Genomic DNA, 20,692 nt, shown 5'->3' on the forward strand with positions numbered 1-20,692 from the left:
ACTTGACTACAGCAAAAGGGAAACTGCAAAGCATCAACTGGAAGTATTTCGAGCCAATCTGGAAAGCTGACGGTTATACTTATGTCCACAAAGGAAAGAAATGTCCATTGATTTAACGATTAGAGGAATAGCGATCGCGCACGCTCTGTGCTGCGGCGAAAACCTGATCGACAGTTAGCGTCAGGTTGGGTAAGGTGGGTGATATGATGCGATCGCCTTGACTAAGGAGAAATGATATAAACAAAATTATTCATTCATATTTCGGTAAGTTGCTACCGCTGACGGTGAAATCCGGTTTAGATAGCGGAAAATCCAATATTTAATCACCGAATCTAGAATCACCGGAAACGTGGCAATGAATAAAAAGATAAAATCATGATTTTCGGGAATACCAAAATGTCGCGAAATTCCGGACAGAATCACTTCCCAACCGTGGGGAGAGTGAAATCCCACAAACATATCGGTAAACAAAATAATGATAAAGGCTTTGGCGCTATCACTGAGTCCGTAGACAATATCATCAATAAAGGATTTTAGAACCACAAAATCAGCTTGACTGGTCACAATAACTCCCGCAAAACAAAGCAGAGAAATTAAGTCAGAAAAAATATTCTTAATCGCATCAGAACTGCGATATCGATAAGCTTCAGCTAGCTCTTCTGCTTTTGTCCTCAGCTGTTCTTCCATTGCTTCGGAGGATAACTCAGGCGCCATTCCCAATAAGCTTTTAAAGTGCAGTTCCTCTTCAAACCGCTGGAGTTCTATGAAGGCTTCTTCCTTCATGTCGATGTTTAAGAAAATACCGGGTTCATTTTCTGGGCGAAATGAGTCAACAATGGGTCCAACGACGAAAGTTTTAGCAACCTGATGGGCTAAAATGGGAACAATGATCAGTGTTAAAATAAACTTGATCGAAATTAAGGTTTTGTCTCGAGAGGTGCGAAACTTTTTGACAACTTCCTCTTCGGCTTTGGGATCAAGTTCCCGCTGAAGTCGATCGACTGTTCGCAGAATTGACCGAGGCACAACACCAGTTTTATCCGATACAGTTTCTAATGCATCATTTGGGGGCTTAACGCTAACCTGCTTCAACTTTGATAGGTTTTTGGCATTGGCTGTAGTTCTGGCATTGCCGTTGGCTTGAGCAACTTGATTGGTGGAGAGTGGAATTAATGAAAGGGAGGATGGATCGGGTTCTGAATATCGTTTTAAAATGTCATCAATAAAGTTGAGTTTTTCGATTATAATGGCTTGCTTTTCAGTTAATTCTATGGAATCATACCGAGATAATTTGTCTGGAGAACCGAGTAATCCATTCATTTTGGTCGGCTCAGAAATCCGAAAAATTGACCGACTGGTTCTAAATTCTTGTAAGCGAACTCTAATGGTATTTAAGTATTTCTTTAAGTCAGCTTCAAAATAGGAAATAACACTATCACTATGTTCACTGGAGCGAGAGTCAATTTTTTGCCCATTAAAATGCTCATCTTCAATCGATTTAATGGTTAACGCGGCTTTGTAAGCTTGATCTAAGGCTCTTTCGGGTGTATCCGAGAACCATTGGTTAGCCAGACGTAAAATAGAGGGTAGCTTCATCGAAATGGCTAAAAATCTCAATAAAAAATATTCTGGAGCAATCCTGGCTCTCAATTGAGTCAGAATGAATATAGTCTACTGTAGGTGCTATAGTAACAGACTCATCCTAGGAGAACTCGTGGTTTCTGATTCAATTTGGATTAGTGGTGGTACTCGCACGGGCAAAACAACTCGCTTGGTGACTCTGTTTCGCCAATGGGTGGAAGCAGGATGGGGTCGATCGCGTCAGTTATCCTCTCCCATTGTCCGCAAAAAGCGGCGCGATCGCTATCAGACGCCAGCTCTTTTAATTTTGGCTGCAAATGCTGATAATCGTCGAGAGTTGACAGATCGCCTCACCACTACATTACAGGGGCGTTATCCAGTGCGTTGTCAGACACCCTTGGGATTCGTTCAGGATGAAGTGATTCTATTTTGGCCCCTTTTGATCCAACGGTTAAATCTCAGAGCCCAGTTTCCCCTGCGCTTGCGCCCAGAAACGGAACAGGATTTAGCTATGCAGTTGTGGCATCCCCAACTCGAGTCAGGATTGATTCAAATACCGGGAAATAATGAGTCGGTTCGGGTGCGACGTCTGTTGGATTTGTTACAGTTAGCCGCCCTGAGTGGGACTCGGATTGAAGAGATTCCCAGAATTCTAGAACAGGGAGTGGTGGAACTCGAAGCAACCCCGGATCAATGGGAATCGATTGGTAAACTGCTGTTGGATTGGCGGCGCTGGTGTCTAGATAAGGGGTTGTTGACATACAGTCTGATTTGTGATCTCTATTGGCGGGAAATGTTAGCCGATTCCACTTATCAGCAGTATTTGACCCAGCGTTATCGGGCGATACTGGCAGATGATGTAGATGAGTATCCCGCGATCGCACGGGATTTGTTTGATTTACTCTTAGATCAGGGCGTCGTGGGGGCGTTTACCTATAATCCCCAGGGTCAAGTGCGTTTAGGCTTAAACGCTGATCCGGATTATTTGTCAGGATTAGCCTCCCGATGTCAAGTGGAATCCTTACCGCCACACCCGAATGATTCCTTAGCTGATGGGTTATCGCCGATGGCGGTAGACCTGCTCAACGACCCTATGGTATTGTCAGACTTACCTGAGTCTTTGCAGTCACTGCAAACTACGTCCCGCGCTCAGTTGTTGCGCCTAACCGCCGAGGTGGTTATAGAGGCGGTGAAGTCGGGACAAGTGGAACCGGGAGATATTGCGATAATTGCACCCGGATTAGACGCGATCGCACGGTATACTCTGACGGATATTCTCACCAAACAGGGAATCCCAATAGAGCCTCTGAATGAACAGCGCCCTCTGATTAGTTCCCCCTTAATTCAGGCATTATTAACCCTGTTAACCCTTGTGTATCCAGGATTAGGGCGCTTAGTGGATCGAGAGGCTATAGCACAAATGCTAGTGGTTCTCAGTCGCCCACCTGAACCCGTGGCTACGGTTGAAGCCGACTCCCCCCTTCCCAATCCCCATATTGACCCCGTGCGGGCGGGTTTACTCGCAGATTACTGCTATTCCCCTGATCCCGAATCCCCCCGCTTATTACCTGTGGAAGCCTTTGCTCGTTGGGATCGCTTAGGACATCGGGCGACTACAGCTTACACTCAGATTCAGCAGTGGTTAGAGGGACAACGAGAACAACAACAACAACGCCTGATTCCCTCCTGTGTGGTGATTCTCGATCGCGCCATCCAGAAATTCCTGTGGAATGGCTCTAATCTACCTTACGACCAAATTGCCGCATTGCGGGAACTCATGGAAACCGCCCAACATTATTGGGAAGTAGATGGACGATTGCGGAAAATCCCTGCTAACACTACCGATGAGGAAATAGCTAGGGGGGGAACACCACCACAGGCGACAATTTCTCAATTTATTCAATTATTGCGTCGGGGGACAGTCACAGCCAATTCCTTTCCCGTTCGTCGTCTCTCAGCTACAGCGAATTCGGCTGTTACCCTAGCCACCATTTTTCAATATCGCGCCGCCCGTGGCTATCACCGTTGGCATTTTTGGTTAGATGCGGGATCTCATCTTTGGAGTCAGGGAGGCGCCGCGACATTATTTGCAGCGCCCTTATTTCTCAAGGATTGGTTTGGACAGCCTTGGACAGAAGCCGATAAAATCAAAGCGGATGAAGAACGCCTGCAGCGAATTTTACAGGATTTGTTAGGGCGAGTTCGCGATCGCTTGTATTTGTGCCATAGTGATTTAGCTGTCAATGGGACAGAACAAACCGGTCCGTTGTTAACCTTAGTTCATTCCTCCATAGAGTTAACGGCACAGTCAGTCAAGCCGATTGGGTATGGGTGAATGAAGCAAACCCATATAAATCTTGGTTAAAGCAAATGAGAGTATTAGCACATCACTGGCAATGGTCCAAACGGGTACAACTCCTCACTCTCATGGAAGCTGAAGCCGATTTCCCGCCCTACTTTTATACCTTGGCAGAAATTGGACGCCGAGGACGCGGGGATATCCCTAAACGAGATTATCTGATGCAAGCATTGCGCGATCGGGGATATCAGGCGAGTGCCACTCATATTACACCGGGAGCGATTAAAACCAACGCGGATATTCACACTTGTATTACCGCAGGGCAAAAAAATGATCAAAATCCTCCCCCTAAGGAAAAATCTTAACTTTTCTAAAGTTTCAATTAATAGTGGCGCTGGAGTATAACACTCCCTTGAAGCAAGATGTTATCTTGGAAATCACCTGATCTATAAGTTCTTGAAAACACTACCTTGAGAGGCTTCTCACCACGATGACTGCCATTTTAAAGGTTGGCGACCAAACCATCACGGCTGAAGAAGTAATTCCCCTGTTAGCCAAATATCAATTACTCCCTCAGTTATTGCGAGAAATCATTATTGATCAAGCCATTGCCACCGTACATTGTACCGACGAAGAAAAAACGGCTGCTTGCGAGCAGTTCTATGCTAAAAATCAGCTAACTTCCGAGGAAGAGCGTCAAGCTTGGCGCGATCGTCAAGGCGTAACCTTAGAACAAGTTGAAGAGTTAGCGGTTCGGGGACTAAAACTGGAAAAATTTAAACAGGAGACTTGGGGACATAAGATCGAGTCCTATTTCCTCAAGCGCAAAGGACGATTAGATCGGGTAATTTACTCCCTAATTCGGACAAAGGAGGCGGCTATTGCCCAAGAACTCTATTTTCGTATCCAAGAAGGAGAACAGTCGTTTAATGAACTAGCGCGAGATTATTCCCAAGGACCAGAGGCGCAAACGGGCGGATTAGTAGGACCTGTGGAACTGAGTACACCCCACCCCACCTTGGCGCAAATGTTAACCGTTAGCCAACCCGGTCAACTTTGGCCCCCCACCCGCTTGGGCGACTGGTTTATTGTAATTCGTTTAGAAAAGTTTTTACCCGTTCAACTAGATGATGCGATGCGTCAGCGACTCCTGGAGGAAATGTTTACCACCTGGTTACAAGAACAACTGCGACAACAGATATCCTTTGGCACACCCGTTCAATCCTAAACCCTGTAGAGACGTAGCATGCTACGTCTCTACAATGCTATTCCCTGAGGCTTGCCCATGACCTACACTAAGACAACAATTCAGGATTTTCTAGCGGATATATTTCCCTTCAATCAACTTGAAGCCTCGACGCTAACTAAGTTGTCAGAAAAAAGTCAACTGTTGCGCTATCGTATGGGTCAACCCATCCTGGTGCGAGAAAAAATGCCCTCTCAGATCTCAATTATCTATGAGGGAAAGGCACGTCTTTTGAGTTACGAACAAACCACCCAAAAACCGGTCACCCTGGACTTGTTAAAACCGGGCGCGATTCTGGGTTGGGTGAGTCTGATGCGAGGTATCCCTTGTGAAACCGCAATTGCCTCCACGGAATCGGTTTGCTTAACCATCCCCACAGGTCAGTTTTTATCGTTGATGGCACAGGAACCCACCGCTACCGCTGCGTTCCAAAACCATTGCAGTATCCTCGAAGCCTTCGAGTTAATCGGTGCAGAGTTAGTCCGCCAAGCCAGTGGGATCACAAATCTTAAAGAACTTGCCCAAAACGCTTACCAGGATGCCCAGGTGCGTTACCTCTATCCCATGACTGACGCCACTGAACTCCTGACACCTGACCGGGTGTGGTTTGTCAGTGGGGGGAGTGTCGTCCGAGATTTTCCCGTGGGGAGTCGTCTCTCTCCAGAGGCAATTTCTCAGGGACTAGATATCCAAGGGTCTACCCCAGCCAGAATTATTGGGTTTCGCGAATCGGATTTAGTCGGAGAAACTCAAACCGAACCCCCCACCACCCCAGTTACGGTGGTTGACACACAGACTCCCCTAACTACCGACGGTGACCCGTGGCTAGATGATGATCACGATAGCATTCCTTATGCCCCCGATAAGCCGCCAGAATCGACAGAGGATGCAGACCAAACCTCCCAGAAGCTCCGCAAATATCCCCATGTCCGAGGGAAAGGACTTCTAGATAGTACCGTAGCCTGTTTCCAAATGCTGAGTAAGCATTTAGAGATGCCCTTTCGCCGTGATGTGATTCGTCGGGTACTCAATGATCAGATGCAGCGAACTGGGGGTCTTTCCTTACCCCTGTGTGGTGCGGTGGCGGATTTAATCGGCTTACATGCCCAATTGGTGAATGTACCGCCCCAATCGCTCAATCGCCTGCAAACCCCCGCCCTCGTTCCTTGGTATGAAGGCTTTGCTGTTCTCTATGAAGCCAAGCCCCGGGAACTGGTGCTGGGTGTGCCAGAACTAGGGATTGTCCGCCGCAAACCTGCCGATTTACTCGATAGTTTACCGCAACCAGAAACTGGAGACGGGGAGTCGCCCGCCGCGATTCCGGTGCTGCTGGTACAACGGACGAAGCACACCCAGCAGCAGCGCTTTGGCTTGCAATGGTTTCTCCCGTCTCTGGTGCGCTACCGCCAGGTCTTAATCTTGGTGTTTGTCGCCTCCTTTTTTGTACAGCTATTTGGACTGGCGAATCCGTTGATGATCCAGGTGATCATCGATAAGGTTATTGTGCAGAACAGTATTGATACACTCCATGTGCTGGGGTTCTTCCTGGTAATTATTGCCATTTTTGAGGCACTATTAACCAGTTTCCGTACCTATCTATTTGTGGATACCACGAACCGGATTGACATGCATCTGGGTTCGGAGATTATTGACCACTTAGTCCGCTTACCGTTGCGGTATTTTGAAAAGCGTCCAGTGGGGGAACTGGCGAGTCGAATTAATGAGTTGGAAAATATTCGTCAGTTTCTCACGGGAACGGCGTTGACGGTGGTGTTAGATGCGGTGTTTTCCGTGTTGTACATCGTGGTCATGTTTATTTATAGTTGGGTGCTAACAATTGTCTCGTTGGCGATTATTCCCTTATTTGTGTTGTTAACCGTCATTGTTTCGCCCATTGTCCGTCGCCAACTGCGGGTTAAAGCTGAACGGAACGCCCAGACGCAATCCTATTTAGTCGAAGTCATGTCTGGGATTCAAACGGTAAAAGCGCAAAACATTGAGTTGCGAACGCGCTGGCAATGGCAGGAACGCTATGCCCGGTATGTATCGGCGGGGTTCAAGACGGTGCTAACCTCCACAACGGCGGGTTCAGCGAGTAATTTCTTGAATAAACTCTCGGCGTTGTTAGTGCTGTGGGTGGGTGCTTATCTGGTTTTAGATGGGCAATTAACCCTGGGGCAATTAATCGCGTTTCGGATTATTTCAGGCTATGTTACCAGTCCCTTACTCCGATTAGCCCAACTGTGGCAGAATTTCCAAGAAACGGCGCTATCTTTAGAACGGTTAAGTGATATTGTGGATAGCCCCCAAGAAGCGGATGAGGCAGATCGCTTAAATATTCCCATGCCTGCGATTAAAGGGGAAGTGGAATATGAAAATCTCTCCTTCCGCTTTGGTACGAGTGGTCCTTGGCAATTAACCAATATTAACCTGCATTTTACGGCGGGCGTATTTGTCGGGATTGTCGGTCAAAGTGGTTCGGGTAAGAGTACATTAATGAAACTTTTACCCCGCCTCTATGATATTGATTCAGGGCGAATTCTGATCGACAATTACGATATCTCCAAAGTTGAACTCTATTCCCTGCGTCGTCAAGTGGGAATTGTACCCCAGGATAGTCTGCTGTTTGATGGTACGGTACAAGATAATATTGCCCTGACCAATCCCGATGCTAGCGCCGAGGAAATTATTGCCGCCGCTAAGGTAGCCGCCGCTCATGATTTTATTATGGGGTTGTCCAGTGGTTACAATACAAGAGTTGGGGAGCGAGGATCATCGCTATCAGGGGGACAACGCCAGCGGATTGCTATTGCCCGCACGGTACTGCAAAATCCGCGACTTTTAATTCTAGACGAAGCTACCAGCGCCCTCGACTATGACACCGAACGACAAGTTTGTTTAAATTTAATTGAAGCCTTCAAAGGACGCACTGTCTTTTTCATTACCCACCGTTTAAGTACCATTCGCAACAGCGACATCATTTTAATGATGGATAAAGGGTCAGTCGTTGAACAAGGAACCCATGCCGAACTGATGGCAATGCAAGGGCGCTACTACTGCCTCTATCAACAGCAAGACGCTCAACTTTAATGGTCATTCGTCTTTTGTCATTCGTCTTTTGTTTTTTCCAAGTCCTCTAATATGACAAAAGTTCTTTGACTCTAAACAATGACTAAATGACCAATGACCAATTGACGAAGGAGTAATTATATCATGAATCAACGCAACGGATCTAAAGCCAGCCAACCCGTCGCCCTATCGCCTTCCCAGTCGGTGAAAACCGCAACCAAAGCCGGAACCACTCGTCGGACGAATAAACTGCCGGAATTTGATCAACCCGTAATTTTACAACAATCTCCCCTGTGGCCCCGAATGATTGTCGTAGCGATTATTGGCGTGACAGCATTAACCGTCGGTTGGGCTTGTGTGGCGCAAATCGAAGAAGCCATTCCCGCCCAAGGAAAACTCGAACCCAAAGCGGCTGTAAAGGAAGTCCAAGCCCCCCAGGGTGGGGTTGTCGGGGTGGTGGACATTGAAGAAGGCGATCGCGTCGAAAAAGGGGATACCCTGCTCACCTTTGACCAAACAGCGGCTCAAGCTCAATTTAAATCGCTCCAGCAAATTCGCGCCGCTTTGATCCAAGAAAATCAATTTTATCAAGCTCAGATGACGGGCAAAGCGGTTCCCATTGACCCCGAAAATCTACCGGAGAAACTCCCCCCCCAAATTGCCTCACTCACGAAAAATCGGGCGGCTTTAGTGGAAGAAAAAAACTACTATCAAGCCCAACTCACCGGAGATCCTACGGGTTTAACCTTGGCACAACGGCAACGCCTACAGGCAAGCCAAAACGAGTATAACTCTCGTGTCGCGGCAGCGGATTTAGAAGTCGAACAACTCAACCGCCAACTGACTCAAACCCAAATCCAACTGGCTGATGCTGAACAAGTGTTAGTGCTTAATCGAGAAATTACCGATCGCCTCGAGAATCTGTGGCGAGAGGGCGCATTCGGGGAACTCCAGTATCTGCGTCAGAAACAAGAGACTGAAAGCAGCGCCGCTGAGGTAGAGCGTCTCAAGAAAGAACAGGAACGGTTAGACAAAGCAATCGAGCAAGCCCAGGAACGCAAACAAAACACCATGGCGCTCTCAGAAGAAGAACTGCGAACGCTGATTGCTCAAAACGAACAACGGATTGCCGAAATTGACAGCCAACTCACCAAAATTATTGTTGAAAACCAAAAACGCCTCCAAGAAATTGAGAGTCAACTCAGCCAAACCCAGTTAACGTTAACCTATCAAAAATTACAAGCCCCTGAAAGTGGCAAAGTCTTTGACCTCAAAGCCCATACCGGATTTGTCGCCAATACCAGTGAGCCGGTGGTGAAAATTGTACCGGATGATACCCTTGTTGCCAAAGTTTATATCACCAACAAAGACATTGGTTTTGTCAATGAAGGAATGCCCGTGGATGTCCGAGTTGATTCCTTTCCCTATAGCGAATTTGGAGATGTCAAAGGCGAGTTAGTCCAGATTGGTTCTGATGCTTTACCCCCCGATGAAGTCTACCCATTCTACCGCTTCCCAGCGGAAATTCGCATGGATAGACAAACAATATTGATCAACGGCAAAGAAGTTCCCTTGCAATCAGGGATGTCGGTGAGTACCAATATCAGGGTACGCAAGCGTCCTGTGATTAGTATTTTCAGTGATTTGTTTATGCGGAAAATTGATAGTGTGAAAACTGTACGGTAGCCGTTTGTTGGGGTGGTTTTGACGATTAACTGATATTACTACCCAGACCCCTATTGGCTAACCACAGCAACAGGTTTTATGACTGCCAAAACCCTGTAGAGACGTTGCATGCAACGTCTCTAGCACTTTTTATTCAGCAAGCCCTAATACAAGGATTGGATTAATGGGCGATCGCATCACCTGTACCAAAATCTGTCAACTGACGCACTTCGGGTTCATGGAAGGCTAAAACGATATCTTGTTTCGGTACTCCCATTTTGACTAATCGGTTGGCAATACCCTCTTCCGTACCATCATGCTGAATCCAAATTTTTCCACCTTTGATATCAACATGCAGAATACAGCCAAAATCACGCTTATTCCCACGCCACCCCACATATAGCAGTTGGTAGTGATCCTGCTGTGTATCAAAAACAGTCTGAACCTCATATTCTGGAGCCGTTCTTTGCCGCGCCGCCCGTTCAGCACGTTCTGAGAGCAGATGTTGGATATACTGGCGATATTGCTCTATAGCCATTGAACAATTACCTCCTGTTTCACATCGTAAATTACCAATCGTATTTGATACCGCTCAACTGCCGCTGTAATAAAGCGTCGCTGGAAAAAACTTTCATAAACTGGCACTCGCACAGCCAGATAAAGTTGGCGATCGGGTTCAATCCTTGCCAGTGCATCTCGATAGTTGAGGAATTGACCTAATGCGGTATGAAACTCTGAAACATTAGACGAACCGATAAAGCTTTTGACTTCTACAGCAATTTTCTGATTTTCTCGTTCTGCTGCTAACAACTGCTCCGCTGCCAAATCAATCTCAAAATCTACATCGTCGATACTAACTTCGTAAGGATCAGCCGTAATTTCCCAGTCGTCCTTTTCTAGAGCAGTTCTAACAACATCATGAAATCTATCTTTTACCATATTATACAAATGATTCAGACGCGCTTTAGTACTGGAGTGCCTTGATTGTGAAAAGCCCCTTTTGATAAAGCAACCTGTGTTCGTATGTCTGTTGGGGAGCGAGGAGGACTTTCCTCTCGATAATAACAAACTCTCTCGTTCGACAAAATCCCCGAAGAAGTGATCTGTACAATTAAGCATCCGATTAAAATTGGCAAGGGTTGTGGCTTAAGTTGACACCGATGGGTGGGCATTACTCACCCTACTCGATCAATCCCCAGGATTTGTGCCATTCATGTTACGCAACCTGCCCCGACTCAATTTAACCAGTGATCCCTGGCGTTAGTATGGGAGGCAGAGCCTAGGAATGAGGCTAATGACAAAGGACGAATGACAAATAACCAATGAGTTACTGCATCAACCTCACCTGTCAGTCTCCCCAAAACCAGAATGGGACTAGGGTTTGCCAAAGCTGTGGGGCAAAATTACAGCTAGGCGATCGCTATAGACCCATTCGCCAAATTGGTCAAGGGGGTTTCGGCAGAACCTTCTTGGCGGTAGATGAATATAAACCCTCGAAACCTTATTGCGTAATTAAACAAGTTTTTCCCCAGGTTCAAGGGAGTCAAAACAGGCAAAAAGTTACAGAACTCTTTGAACAAGAAGCCGTGCGCCTAGATGAATTGGGTAAACATCCCCAAATTCCGGAACTATTGGCGCATTTTGAAGCAGAGGGCTGTCAATATTTGGTGCAAGAGTTTATTCAGGGGAAAACTTTAGCCGAAAAACTGGCGCAAGGAGGTGGCTTTGGTGAAGCTCAAATTATTGACCTGTTGCAGGATTTATTACCCGTCTTACAATTTATCCACAACCAACAGGTGATTCATCGAGATGTTAAACCCGAAAATATTATTCAACGTCTTCCCTCTTCATCGTCTCAACTGACTGAAATTCCCACAACTGCGGCTGCGCCAAAACTGGTACTGGTGGATTTTGGCGCGTCCAAGTTTTCTCCGAGAACCGCCTTATCTGTTACCGGAACAATTATTGGGAGTGCAGGATATACCGCCCCAGAACAAGCCGCTGGGAAAGCCGTATTTGCTAGTGATATCTATAGTTTAGGTGTCACTTGTATTCACCTTTTAACCCAAACTGATCCCTTTGAACTCTATTCCTTCGATGACGGGATTTGGATATGGCGAGACGTTCTGAAAACTCCCATCAGTGAACGGTTAGGTCGTATTCTGGATAGAATGTTGCAGGGTGCGACGAAGCAGCGTTATCAGTCGGCGACAGAGGTTCTTCAAGACTTAGAGGTGATGACAAATCCGTCTTCTTTATCCCTATCGGGAACGGTTTCCTTACTCCCGATCAAAACAGAAATTATTGTCGCTAAACTGGGTGAGGCTGATTATCGACGTATCCGGGATGCGATTAAACAGGCGGAACCTCAGACACGCATTGTAGTGCGCCCGGGTTTCTATCGGGAAAGTTTAGTAATTGATAAGGACGTTGAAATTGTCGGCGAGGGACAGCCAGAGGATATTATAATCGAAAGTCGATACCAACCTTGTCTGCAAATTCAGACCGAACAAGCCGTGATTCGGGGGTTAACCCTGCGCCATCAGGATTGGTTTAATCTGCAACAGGCAAATGGGATTGGGCGTCTGGTGAGTGAACCGTTGCTGAAGCCTTATGGGATTGATATGCCTCAAGGACAATGCATTCTGGAAGGTTGTACTATACTATCCAACGGGATTGCCTGTATCTATATTCACGGCGCGATCGCGAATCCGCAAATCCGCCATTGTCAGATCCAGGGAGGGGCGATGTATGGGATTTTGGTGAGTCAGAAGGGTCAGGGATTAATAGAACACTGTACCCTATCGGATCATCATACAGGCGTGTATATCCTCAAAGGTAGTCATCCGACACTACGGCACTGCAAAATTTCTAGAATGCAGCAAGATGGCGTATTTATTGGTTCTGATTGTAAAGTGATGTTAACCGCTTGCGATATTGCTGGAAACGGGGGAGTTGGCGTCACGATTCAAAAAGAGGGTAATGCTAAGATTTGGCAATGTCAGATTAATCGGAATCAAGCACAAGGAATTTATGTGGAATCGAATGGTGCAGGTCCGATTGAAGCCTGTGATTTAAGTGGGAATCGGGGTGGGGCGTGGTATATTGCACCCCAATGTTCAGTCAATCGGAATGGAAATCGAGAGTAGAAGACGCGCCATATTTATGCAGCAAGCCATTACCTCCTGCTTTTTGCTTTCCCTGCTTCCCTTAGAAGGGCGGGTTTAGTCAAGCTATCCGACATCAACAGAACGTTATCTGTTAAACCCGCCCCTACACCCCCTATTCCCTACCCCCACCACAAAACTTATTCAGCTTTCCCCTAAGTTTCGTAAGAACGCCCGCCTCTAGACAGGGCTGTTGCCAAGGCGATTCCGGGTAAGGTGAGCAAGATAGCCCAAGGCGATCGCAACCAGTCTAGCTGTGCTTCTTGTCGGTGATAAGACTTATACTTGCTATAGCTACAGGCTTGGGCAGAACTGGCTGAACTTAGCGCCACACCTGCTGCGATCGCGCTCGTTGCCAAAATAGCGGCGACTACTACTTTAGGTTTCATCATCTTAACTAAATCTTAAAGGAGTTTGCTGGAATCCGTGTTTGCACCCAACTTGTCTAGATTTTATCGCGGTTTTCACTAAATTAGATCCCCGACTTGTTCAACAAATCGGGGATCTGAGGGAATGTTGGCAGCGGTTTAGGGATTAATAGAGATTGTCCTTAAACCAATGCTGATTTTTTTATCCGTCTATAGGTTACTTCTGTGATCCTATGAACGCCATTGATCTGAATGCCTAGATTCAACAGAATCTCCCAACCTTCACCTAAAAGATTCAGTCCCAGTAATTCTCCTTGATTAAAGCAAATACTGTGTTCTTGAAACTTACTTAATTCGATCAGTTTCCCATTCCATACTAAAGACTCTAAAACTATGGACTTCGCATTATTTCCGTTCAGGAAATGATCCGAGTAACTAAATGTCCCTCTACCAACTCCACTCACCTGAAACTCATAGCAGAGGGAATCACTTGAGCCAAACTTGGTATTAACTTTGGCTAAGGGCTGGGAATCGCTAGGGGCAGCAACAGAAACGGTTGAGTAATTTTGATTCATTGGAAGTCTATAGGTAAAGGACAATCCTCTTGCTTCAGACAACACCCCGTCAAGCTTGAGTATTTACTATTCTATGTATTGCGCTTAATTAATATTTATAACATTCCGTTTACAAACTGTCTAGCATTCTCATGAAAATTGATGATAATTTTCACAAAGTCGGTCAATTAATTAATTTTTAATTGTAAAATTAAGCTTAGGTAAATTTATTTCTGTAAATATATTAAAAAAGATAAATTAAAGCCGCAAAGGTTTAGTAACAAGCCGTAATGCGCTAATCTGAATGAAGAGTGTACATGCAACCTACTTCCACCCAGCGATCTCTCACGCTTGGGTTTCTTTTTTGCCACCTGGCGCGATCGCGAAATATCCGATTCATATTTTTGTAGGTGTCAAGATATACCTGTAGAGACGTTGCATGCAACTATACCTGTAGAGACGTTGCATGCAACGTCTCTACAAGGTTTTTGCGGTTGGCATAAAAGGGGGTAGTCAACCCGGAACCCGGATCGGGTATGATGACTGATTATGGCTTGACGGGTTTAACTGGAAAACACAGTAAGTTCTGCGCCAAAAATATTAGTTGAATGAGCCGCCACAGTCTGAACATCAACATTATGCAGCGTTGCCATAATCGAACGATGAGCTAAACCGATCATCGTATTATTACCTTGTCCGATTAAAACTACACCGCGTAGATCGGAGAGTCCCAAGTAAATTTGGTCTTGATAGGGGTTAAAGTTATTAATCTCACTAAATCCCCACATTTCTAAGCCAATGGTATCATGTCCACCACCCAGCCAGATTTGATTTTTACCTTTACCTGCATTAATTACATCATCCCCTGAACCACTATAAATAATGTCGTTCCCATCTCCGGTATTAATCGTGTTTACCCCTTCACCCGCGTAGATGGTATCATCACCCGATCCCGTGGTAATCCAATCAGCAGCCGAACCGCCATAAATCAGATTATCGCCGCCTCCAGCATCAATTATATTTTCCCCTTCATTGGCATAAATAGTGTCATTGCCATCTCCAGCCGTAATCCAATCAGCAGCCGAACCGCCGTAAATTTGATTATTGCCATCTCTCGCTATAATCCTATTGGTTCCTTCACCTCCATAAATGACATCATCACTGGATGTGCCTTCTAGCCAATCATCACCAACTGTGCCAAAAATGTAATTCATCGACTTGCTCCAAATATGATTGTTTGATATTGGGTTACCTCTTGGATATCTTGGCTAATAAGGCAACATCCTACCTATCTATTAATTCTTGCGGAAATTAAATCGCGTTAACCCTGTTTCTGAAAACAATATGAATACAATATTTTTTAGGCAGAGTAAAATTTAATTCAACTTTATTTTATAAACTTTTGCCTTGCTTTTTGTAAAGTTTTCATAAAGAAATTATCATAACTTTATGAAGTTTTGGTCAAGACACCACCTAACTTATGGGCATCCCAATGCCAGCAATGTCTTGACGCCTAAATGCTGCTGTACTATCCAGTTCATCTTAAGTCGGGCTGGCTGAATCAGTGTGGTGGTGAGGGTAGGGAACGGGGAACAGTTAGATAGATAACGTATCCCAGAATACAAAGAATGAGTGAATACTCAACTTACGCATCAGCCCAATACTGTTTGGTTAAGGGAAATAGGGGGAGCTTGTAGAGAGGTTTGAACCTCCAGAAAACATTCAACTAGGGCTTATCTGAGCAGTATGGCGAATCAGCTAAGCTTCTATCTGCCAAAATCTCAAGGGATCATCCGATAGATGTATTCCTCTATACATAAACTATAAGGTTAGGTTAAGAGATTCTCGAAAATTCATAATCTTTTTTTCAGATAAAAAATTATAGATAGGGTGTATGCTTAGATATGGAGGTTAACCTGTTCTTAACCAGAGAAACTCCACACTACTGTTGTAAGCAACCCCGGTCTAAAGCTTGCCCGATAAGCGAAGCGAAGGGACACAGGGTTTCCCACAACGAAGGATTTTTATGAGGGTCAATGCCAATGGTTGGTGTGGTTTCACCTCGCCCAGAGCGGGAGGTCGAAATTTTACATGTTGTTCCGGGTCGTCTAAGACTCCGAGTCTTAGGAGAGGAGCCTGGAACCGTATTGAGATCCGTGACGCCCCACCTGCGAAAGCAGGACGGCGTGCGAGAGATACGAACTAATGAGCAAATCGGAAGTTTACTCATTACCTTTGATACGAATCAGTTATCTCTAGCTCAACTCTTTGAGATCCTGCGGGATTTAGGAATTGCCGAAATTAAACAGCCACCGAGTCAGGAACCCTTAGACTCAGAGGCTTGGAAAAAAGCGGGAACTCAGCTTCAATCGTTCATTCCGTTACTAATTGGACTATTGACCACAAGGCAACTGGGACTTCAAGGATGGCGGTCAATTGCAGTTTATCTACTGACAGCCAATGTCGTCCGTCAGATAATGCAGAACTTGGATTTGGCAGAAGGGAAGACAGAAGAAAAAGAGACAAAAGAAAAAGTAGAGGACACAAGGCAGAAGGCAGAAGGAAATAATGCCGATTTAGATGGGCATGATATTACCAATGCAACACCTTATGAACTCAATGACAAGCATCCAATAGTCGCACTCAATACCAATTCAACGGTTGTCTATAGCCTGGTTCACGCGGTTCCTGGACGGATGCGTTTTCGTGTCCCTAAAGTTGCCGAAGATCCAGCTTATCTGCGGCGATTGGAATTGTTAGTTAAAAAAGATGACTGGATTACCCAGATGCGCTGCAACAGCACCGTCGCATCTGTGGTGATGACATACAACCCCATGGAGGTTTCCGAAGCTGAAGCTGGGTTACATTTCATTAGTCTGATTCAAATCGCCGCTAATCCTGATTCTAAGGATCACACAAACAGAGGCGTCAGGGATGTAGAGACGTGCCATGGCACGTCTCCAGGCACGTCTGGAAACCCGGTTGTCGGGGCGGGTTTTACCGATACCGTTCGGGAGACAACAGATAACCTGACTAAACCCGCCCTTCCAGATGAACCAGAGGAAGGATCTGAAGAAATTGCAGCAGAGCCAAATTCGTTAATACCTCCTGTGCAGGTAGAGGAAGAGGAGCATAGGAGCGAGGGATGTAGAGAGAGTTCTGTTGATCAGGATTTACTACCACCGAGAACTGATGATTCTGTTGCTGATAAGCCAGAACCAACGCCAGAGTATCAGCCCGCGATCGCAACTTCCGTGAGTCCTTGGTTGGAATTTAAGTCAGCCGCGCTTTTAACCCTGCTCAAATTGATGGCAAAAACGCCAATTGTAGGCGTTTGATCCGGGTTTTGAGGCAAAAAGCGTAGGTTTCACAAGACATATTCCTCAACTACCCCAACCGAAAGTTTGAGTTGCAATTTTCATCCTAGGGAGAGTGTTAACTCCCTTTATTGCTCGCCAAAATAAATTGTATTGAAAAAAAAAAGAGGGTGGTGATAATGAAGCAAGTGGTTTTGAAATCTGGCAATGTTTCCCAGAAACAGATAGCAGCCGTGGAACCTAAATCTCCAACTGTTGTAGAGCGGACGAAGCCAAAAACACGACAGTTTCAGGTAACCTATCGAGTGGTTCACTCCACACCCGGACGAGTGCGGTTTCGGATTCCCCGCATTGCTCATGATTCTAACTATGCTCAACGGCTGCAAAGGCTTTTAGCCGCAGAACCCCAGGTAACGTCTGTGCGGTTAAAACCAGCCGCCGCATCGGTGGTGATTCGGTATCTTCCCGGTGAACCTGATAGCCAGATGCGCTCCCGTTTAGGGAAAGTGATTCAGCTTGCTACCAATGCGGCGCTAACGATTCCAGGAAATATTACATCGACTCAGCCAGAAAACTCTGCAAAACCCGGAGATTGGTCTAGATTAAAATTACCGACGTTAGCCACACTAATTTCCCTAGTTAGTGGTCCATTGGGGTTATCGTTCCATCCTTTAATTTTGGGCGGTACAATCGCACTAGCCACAATCCCAGTCGCTCGACGGGCGCTGGAAAGTATTACTCAGGAACGCCGCCTCAATGTTGATTTTCTTGATCTAGCCGCGATTACAATTATTACCGCTCAGCGTCACTTCCTCACCTCCTGTAGTATGTTAGGGCTAATTGAACTGGGTGAGGCAATTCGAGAACGTACAGCGCGTTCGTCTCGCAATCAAACCTTAGACTTACTCAGTTCCTTGGCGCAGTTTGTTTGGGTGGAACGCAATGGCGAAAAACAACAAATTCCGATTGAACAGGTACAGCCAGAGGATACGGTAATTGTTTATCCGGGGGATCAGATTCCTGTCGATGGGCAGATTCTCCAAGGCAAAGCCCTGATTGATGAGCAAAAATTGACGGGTGAAGCTATGCCGGTGGTGCGAAGTGAGGGCGATAGCGTTTATGCGTCTACGTTGCTGCGGGAAGGACAACTTTATATTTTAGCTGAACGCATTGGTGCGGATACCCTAGCTGGGCGGACCTTAAAGTTACTCCAAGATGCACCTGTTCATGATACTCGTGTAGAAAACTATGCGGCAAAAATTGCCGATCGCATGGTAGTGCCCACATTATTATTAGGTGGGGTTATTTTTGCCCTGACTCGGAATGCAGCGAGGGCGGCGTCGATTTTAACCATTGACTTTGCTACGGGGATTCGGGTATCAGTACCCACAACCGTGATGGCGGCGATGTTAAGTGCAGCCCGTCAGGGGATTCTCTTGCGGAGTGGGCGGGCGTTAGAACAATTGGCGCGAGTTGATGCGATTGTTTTTGATAAGACGGGGACATTGACACAAGGCGATGTGGCAATAATTGGGATTACAACCGCTGATTCTGCTATTTCTGAATTGGAGGTGCTGCGACTTGCAGCAGCAGCAGAACAACGGATTACCCACCCCGTTGCGGAAGCGGTGATGCGTTACGCCAATTATCAGGAGGTGATTATACCCCAGCGTGGTGAGTGGGATTACCAAGTCGGTTTAGGGATTCAGGCGCAAATTGAAGGACAGACGGTTTTAGTGGGGAGCGAACGCTTCTTGGTGAAAGAGGGAATTGACCTAGAGTCATTCTATACCGCCCATCCTGAGGTGAAGACAACTGAATATCCAACCATTTATGTGGCAAGTAATGGCAGACTTCTAGGTATATTGCAATATACCGATCCTTTGCGCCCAGAAAGTGCGGAAGTGATTGCCATGTTGCGAGATGAGATGGGGGCGGAGATTCATATACTAACCGGGGATAATTGTCAACGGGCGGCGGTGGTAGCGGCTCAATTGAATATTCCTCCCAGTCATACCTACGCTGAAGCCTTCCCCCAACGCAAAGCCGAAGTGGTACAACAGTTACATGAAGCCGGGAAAACGGTGGCGTTTGTTGGCGATGGACTGAATGATTCAGCGGCGTTAGCCTATGCTGATGTATCGGTATCCTTCCGGGATGGTTCGGATATTGCCCGTGAAACCGCTGATGTGGTGCTGATGCAGAATAATTTGCGGGGTTTAGTGGAAGCCATTGCGATCGCACGCAATGCTAAACAGATTATCCGCCAGAATACCAAGATTGTCGCTGTACCTAATTTATCCGGTTTAGCGATCGCGGCTACGGTGGGATTAAACCCAATGACAGCAACATTAATTAACAATGGCTCTAGTGTCATCGCTGGCGTCAACGGATTACGCCCTGCACTCAAAAGAGATAAAGCGGCGATTGATGTTGAAGCCACGAGCGACTAATTGGAGTTTTTCCGACTGTAGGGGCGGGTTTCACAATTATCTGATATTGTCACCCGGATGTGACTAAACCCGCCCCCATCTCCCCTGATTCCGTAGAAGGGCGGGTTTAGTTAAGTTAGCTGACACGACAGAACGTTATCGGTAAAACCCGCCCCTACAAACAGATTCCCCTGTTTCCCTGCTATCTCAACCTAAAAGTTTTCAATCTACTTTTGGAGGTGTTTTATGAGTTTATTCGATCTCGAAGATTTAGTCGAAGACATTGGCATTCCCGGTGTTCTTATCGGTATTGGCGCTGTGGTTCTTGCACCGATTTTTGGTCCGGCGTTGGCGAAAGCAGGCAAACCCGTTGCCAAAGCCGCGATTAAAGGTGGCATTGTGTTCTATGAAAAGAGCAAAATTGTCATGGCAGAAGCTGGCGAAGCTTTGGGCGATTTAGTGGCACAGAGTAAGGCAGAACTGGCGACAGAACAAGACGGGAATAGCATTGTTCAAGTGTCCAATCATCCGGAAACAAACTAACCTTGTATCCCTAGCATCATACGTTTACCGGGAGTGGTTGCTAGAATAACAGTTCCGGAAAAGTTTTTTGAATTAAGGAGGTACATTGTGGCTTTTAAAATAACTGATCTGTTTGAAGATCTGGGTGTTCCCGGTGTTGTGGCTGGTATTGGTGCCGTTGTTGCCGCGCCGTTGCTGATTCCGGCTGTTGCCAAGGTAGGTAAACCCGTTGCCAAAGCGATGGTCAAAGGTGGAATTGTCCTTTACGAAAAAGGTAAAGGGATGATGTCAGAAACGGGTGAGGTTTTTGAAGACATCGTGGCGGAAGCTAAGGCAGAATTAGCTGAACAAAAAAGCCAAGCTGAATTAGAACCCGCGCCGAATAGTGAAATCGGTTAATTCCTATTAACCCTGTAGAGACGTTGCATGCAACGTCTCTACAATGCACGGTGCAAAATTTATAATTGAGAAT

Annotated in this window: 17 protein-coding genes; 10 read left to right on the plus strand and 7 right to left on the minus strand. The window is 46.2% G+C overall.

All coding sequences use genetic code 11. From position 1 onward, the window contains the following. Positions 1 to 112 precede the first annotated feature (112 nt). On the minus strand, positions 113 to 244 hold the full coding sequence (locus tag RLO19_RS23970) for a hypothetical protein (RefSeq protein ID WP_446359910.1): 132 nt from the start codon (positions 242 to 244) through the stop codon (positions 113 to 115). A gap of 2 nt (positions 245 to 246) precedes the next feature. Further along, the gene (locus tag RLO19_RS23975; protein WP_446359911.1) at positions 247 to 1,596 is read right to left on the minus strand and encodes a proton extrusion protein PcxA; all 1,350 of its coding nucleotides are present in this window, start codon (positions 1,594 to 1,596) and stop codon (positions 247 to 249) included. A 118-nt stretch (positions 1,597 to 1,714) separates the two neighbouring features. Here RLO19_RS23975 and RLO19_RS23980 point away from each other — a divergent pair, with 118 nt between their 5' ends. From RLO19_RS23980 to RLO19_RS24000, 5 genes are all read left to right on the plus strand, one after another. Beyond that, a complete protein-coding gene (locus RLO19_RS23980) occupies positions 1,715 to 3,916 on the plus strand; it encodes a recombinase family protein (RefSeq protein ID WP_446359912.1) in 2,202 nt (733 codons plus the stop codon). A gap of 35 nt (positions 3,917 to 3,951) precedes the next feature. Continuing rightward, positions 3,952 to 4,245, plus strand: coding sequence for a hypothetical protein (locus RLO19_RS23985; RefSeq protein ID WP_446359913.1), 294 nt, complete (start codon positions 3,952 to 3,954; stop codon positions 4,243 to 4,245). A gap of 125 nt (positions 4,246 to 4,370) precedes the next feature. After that, positions 4,371 to 5,108 (plus strand): peptidylprolyl isomerase, encoded by a 738-nt coding sequence (locus RLO19_RS23990; RefSeq protein WP_446359914.1) that lies wholly within the window; start codon positions 4,371 to 4,373, stop codon positions 5,106 to 5,108. A gap of 57 nt (positions 5,109 to 5,165) precedes the next feature. After that, entirely contained in the window at positions 5,166 to 8,216 is a 3,051-nt protein-coding gene (locus RLO19_RS23995; RefSeq protein ID WP_446359915.1) for a peptidase domain-containing ABC transporter, read from the plus strand. Between the two features lie 123 nt (positions 8,217 to 8,339). Further along, complete coding sequence (locus RLO19_RS24000; protein ID WP_446359916.1) at positions 8,340 to 9,881, plus strand: HlyD family efflux transporter periplasmic adaptor subunit; 1,542 nt, start codon at positions 8,340 to 8,342, stop codon at positions 9,879 to 9,881. A 160-nt stretch (positions 9,882 to 10,041) separates the two neighbouring features. Here RLO19_RS24000 and RLO19_RS24005 read toward each other — a convergent pair whose 3' ends face one another. Together RLO19_RS24005 and RLO19_RS24010 are read right to left on the minus strand one after the other, a co-directional pair. Next, on the minus strand, positions 10,042 to 10,398 hold the full coding sequence (locus RLO19_RS24005) for an element excision factor XisI family protein (protein WP_446359917.1): 357 nt from the start codon (positions 10,396 to 10,398) through the stop codon (positions 10,042 to 10,044). Further along, positions 10,389 to 10,799 carry a XisH family protein gene (locus RLO19_RS24010; protein WP_446359918.1) on the minus strand — a complete coding sequence of 137 codons (411 nt, stop codon included), beginning with the start codon at positions 10,797 to 10,799 and terminating at the stop codon, positions 10,389 to 10,391. Before RLO19_RS24010 ends, RLO19_RS24005 begins: the two co-directional genes overlap by 10 nt. Positions 10,800 to 11,182: 383 nt before the next feature. On the opposite strand from RLO19_RS24010, the gene RLO19_RS24015 reads away from it, so the two are divergent. Continuing rightward, on the plus strand, positions 11,183 to 13,009 hold the full coding sequence (locus RLO19_RS24015; protein WP_446359919.1) for a protein kinase domain-containing protein: 1,827 nt from the start codon (positions 11,183 to 11,185) through the stop codon (positions 13,007 to 13,009). A 173-nt stretch (positions 13,010 to 13,182) separates the two neighbouring features. On the opposite strand, the gene RLO19_RS24020 is transcribed toward RLO19_RS24015, so the two are convergent. The 3 genes from RLO19_RS24020 to RLO19_RS24030 all read right to left on the minus strand — a co-directional run bounded on the left by RLO19_RS24020 (position 13,183) and on the right by RLO19_RS24030 (position 15,163). Continuing rightward, the gene (locus tag RLO19_RS24020; protein ID WP_446359920.1) at positions 13,183 to 13,419 is read right to left on the minus strand and encodes a hypothetical protein; all 237 of its coding nucleotides are present in this window, start codon (positions 13,417 to 13,419) and stop codon (positions 13,183 to 13,185) included. A gap of 158 nt (positions 13,420 to 13,577) precedes the next feature. Next, complete coding sequence (locus RLO19_RS24025; RefSeq protein ID WP_446359921.1) at positions 13,578 to 13,970, minus strand: hypothetical protein; 393 nt, start codon at positions 13,968 to 13,970, stop codon at positions 13,578 to 13,580. A gap of 542 nt (positions 13,971 to 14,512) precedes the next feature. Further along, the gene (locus RLO19_RS24030) at positions 14,513 to 15,163 is read right to left on the minus strand and encodes a calcium-binding protein (protein ID WP_446359922.1); all 651 of its coding nucleotides are present in this window, start codon (positions 15,161 to 15,163) and stop codon (positions 14,513 to 14,515) included. A gap of 828 nt (positions 15,164 to 15,991) precedes the next feature. Here RLO19_RS24030 and RLO19_RS24035 point away from each other — a divergent pair. From RLO19_RS24035 to RLO19_RS24050, 4 genes are all read left to right on the plus strand, one after another. After that, on the plus strand, positions 15,992 to 17,287 hold the full coding sequence (locus RLO19_RS24035) for a hypothetical protein (RefSeq protein WP_446359923.1): 1,296 nt from the start codon (positions 15,992 to 15,994) through the stop codon (positions 17,285 to 17,287). A 158-nt stretch (positions 17,288 to 17,445) separates the two neighbouring features. After that, positions 17,446 to 19,719 carry a heavy metal translocating P-type ATPase gene (locus RLO19_RS24040; protein WP_446359924.1) on the plus strand — a complete coding sequence of 758 codons (2,274 nt, stop codon included), beginning with the start codon at positions 17,446 to 17,448 and terminating at the stop codon, positions 19,717 to 19,719. 225 nt (positions 19,720 to 19,944) lie between these two features. Further along, the gene (locus tag RLO19_RS24045; RefSeq protein ID WP_446359925.1) at positions 19,945 to 20,241 is read left to right on the plus strand and encodes a DUF5132 domain-containing protein; all 297 of its coding nucleotides are present in this window, start codon (positions 19,945 to 19,947) and stop codon (positions 20,239 to 20,241) included. Positions 20,242 to 20,328: 87 nt separating this feature from the next. Continuing rightward, positions 20,329 to 20,619, plus strand: a complete 291-nt coding sequence (locus RLO19_RS24050; protein WP_446359926.1) for a DUF5132 domain-containing protein — start codon at positions 20,329 to 20,331, stop codon at positions 20,617 to 20,619. Positions 20,620 to 20,692 lie beyond the last annotated feature (73 nt).

The organism is Coleofasciculus sp. G2-EDA-02, assembly GCF_040226375.1.
GTDB lineage: Bacteria > Cyanobacteriota > Cyanobacteriia > Cyanobacteriales > Coleofasciculaceae > Coleofasciculus.